Raw genomic sequence first — 2,803 nt, 5'->3', positions numbered from 1 at the left:
CACGACGCCGCCCGCCGGCTGCGCGCCGCGCTACAGGGGCGTGCGGTGGGCACCTCCGCGGTCGAAGGGCTGCGCGTGGTCGGGCGGCGCCACAGCGACCGCCGCGGATACGTCACACCGTTCGCCACCGAGGGCATGGCCCTGGGGCGCGGCTTCAGCGGAGCGGTACACGTCACCGAGGTGGAGGTGGACACCCACCTGGGGCAGACCCGGGTGACCCGGGTCTGGGCGGGCATCGCGGCGGGGCGCATCTACTCCCCGCGCCTGGCGCGCAACCAGTGCGAGGGCGGCGTCGTCCAGGGCATCGGCTACGCGCTCTACGAGGAGCGGCGCACGGACCCGAACACGGGGGTCGTGCTCACCGACAACCTGGAGGACTACCGCATCCCCGGTATGGGCGACACTCCCGAGATCGTCGTCCACTTCCACGAGGAGGGGTGGGAGCACGTCACCGGCGGCGGCGTCGGGGTGGGCGAGGTCGCCACCATCGGCGTCGCGGCCTCCGTGGGCAACGCCGTCCACAACGCCACCGGCTGGCGGCCACACCACCTGCCGATCCGTCCCGACCGGCTACTCGAAGGGATCCACTCTTGAGCACCGCCCCGACCAGTGTCCACGCCGCCGCGGCGGCGCTGCGCGAGTCCGGCGGGGAGGCGCGCGCCGGCGGCACCGACATCGTCGTCCGGGCGCGCGACCGCCTCACTGCCGGGCCGTTCGTCGAGCTGCACCGCGTAGCACAGATACGCGGAACCGCCTGGGCCGACGACGGCTCCGCCCGGATCGGCGCCCTCACGACCATCGCGGAGATCGCCGGCGACCCGGCCCTGCGGGCGGGCTATCCGGCCCTGGCCGCCACGGCGAGCGCGCTGGCCACACCGCAGATCCGGGCGGTCGCGACGATCGGCGGGAACCTGCTGCAGCGCAACCGCTGCGCCTACTACCGCAATCCGGCCTTCTCGTGCTTCCAGACCGGCGGCGCCTCCTGCCCGGCCCGGGAGGGCGACCACCTCTACGCTGCCGTCATCGACCAGGGGCCCTGCGTCGCGCCGCACCCCTCCTCGATGGCCGTGGCGCTTCTCGCCTACGACGCGAGCGTTCGGGCGGACGACGGCACCTCCACGCCGGTGGGCGACCTCTACGACGGTGCCGACCCGACACGCGACCACCGCCTCGCGCCCGGCCGGCTGCTCACCGGCGTCGAACTGCCCCCGCCCGCGGCCGGCGAGAGCGCCGCCTACCACCGCGCGACCGGCCGGTCCCGAGCCGAATGGCCACTGGTCGAAGCCGTGGCCCGAGTCGTCCGGACCGGAACGGTCATCACCGGGGTCGCGGTCGCCGCCGGCGCCGTCGCCCGCACCCCGGTCCGGCTCACCGAGGTGGAACAGGCCCTGCTGGGGCGGCCGGCCGCATCGGAGTCCCTTTCCGAGGCCCTGGACGGCAGCACGGCCCGCTGCTCGCCGCTCCCCCAGACCGGTTACAAGGCCGGTCTCCTCCGCGCGACGGTCCAGGAGGTTCTGGAGCAGACGCTCGACCGGTCCTGAGACGCCCGCGGACCCGGCCGGCGGTACCCGGGTCCGGTCCCGGCCGGCCCATAACTCATCTAGGGTGCAAACCGACCGTGCGGGCGGCTCCCGCCCGCACGGAGGCGTCGGGGCGTACCCGAGCCGGCACATCGGGATCCGAAGGAAGTGCGATGGTGGAACAGAGCGGGGCCGGCCTGCGAGGGCTGGCCGCCATTGTGGTCGGGACGGCGCTGCTGGCGGGCTGCTCGGGCGGCGGCAGCGGCGACAGCGCTGCCGGCCCCGCGGTCACGCTGCTGGACCGGCTCGCCGATATCGACGAGACCGGCGCGGTGGCGGTCGACCTCGAACGCGCGCGCCAGAAGCTCGGCGTGGACGCGGCGGACACCGAGAGCGCGCTCCTCTCCGAGGATCCGGCGGAGCGGCACTTCGGCGGGCTGGCCTCCGCTGCGCTCGGGCCCCTGATCGGACCGTTCGACACGCCTGTCACAACGGCGATCGACACGAGCCGCGTGACAGCGGTGGCCTCCAAAGGGATGGGCGCCACCACGCAGAGGACCACCGTGCTGGCGACCGACCAGCCCTTCAGCGAGGTCGCCGAGGAGCTCGAAGCGGAAGGGTACTCCCGCGACGGCGACGTACTGGAGGCACCGAAGACGGAGCAGCCCATGGGCATCGAGGCCGTCTCGGGTGACGCGGAGGTGATCGTGGTCGGCGACGACGCCGAAGCGGTGCGGGACGCCGCCGAAGACCGGGGCGACGGCTCCAGCGGAGCGGTCCGGGAACTGATCGAGTCCGTGGACGCACCGGCCGCGGCGGCCTACGCGCCCGGCGGCGGCTGCCCGGAGGCGATCGCCGTCGCCGACGACATCGACGACCGGCGGGCGCGGGTCGTGGTCGTCACCGACTCGCCCCAGGCCGACCGGTTCACCGCGCTCCAGGGCGAGGGCGCCTACTTCAAGGGCCTGAGCTTCGACGAGCCGCAGGTCGACGGGGATCGGATCACCGCCGGCCTCAGCTACTCCGAGGACAACACGGCGGCGCACCCCCTGATGATGCTCACCGGCGACCTTCCCCCGGACGAGCTCTACGACTGCGGCTGACCGTACGGCCCGGCTCCGGTTCTCCAGGGATGCCGCCCTTCCCCGCCGCGGCACGGGGGGAGTTCCCCGCGCCGGTTCCGGAACCTCCTCAACCGGCCACTGGTCGTGGACGCGTCCGCCGTACCGCACGGCGGGCCCCCGGTCCGGCGGTGGCGACGGCGGCACCCCGGCGCGGGGCCC

The 2,803-nt window shown here is 74.7% G+C and carries 3 protein-coding genes; all 3 read left to right on the top strand.

The window, feature by feature from the left end:
* Positions 1–594 (top strand): molybdopterin cofactor-binding domain-containing protein (locus tag VS93_RS26160; protein WP_046472507.1); only part of this gene is annotated, 594 nt, incomplete at its 5' end.
* Entirely contained in the window at positions 591–1,541 is a 951-nt protein-coding gene (locus tag VS93_RS26155) for an FAD binding domain-containing protein (RefSeq protein WP_046472506.1), read from the top strand. The genes VS93_RS26160 and VS93_RS26155, both read left to right, overlap by 4 nt.
* 152 nt (positions 1,542–1,693) lie before the next feature.
* Positions 1,694–2,623 carry a hypothetical protein gene (locus VS93_RS26150; RefSeq protein WP_046472505.1) on the top strand — a complete coding sequence of 310 codons (930 nt, stop codon included), beginning with the start codon at positions 1,694–1,696 and terminating at the stop codon, positions 2,621–2,623.
* Positions 2,624–2,803 lie beyond the last annotated feature (180 nt).

Source organism: Allosalinactinospora lopnorensis, from assembly GCF_000981225.1.
GTDB lineage: Bacteria > Actinomycetota > Actinomycetes > Streptosporangiales > Streptosporangiaceae > Allosalinactinospora > Allosalinactinospora lopnorensis.
The sequence above is the reverse complement of the archived record's forward strand: the minus strand, read 5'-3'. Positions and strand labels throughout refer to the sequence as shown.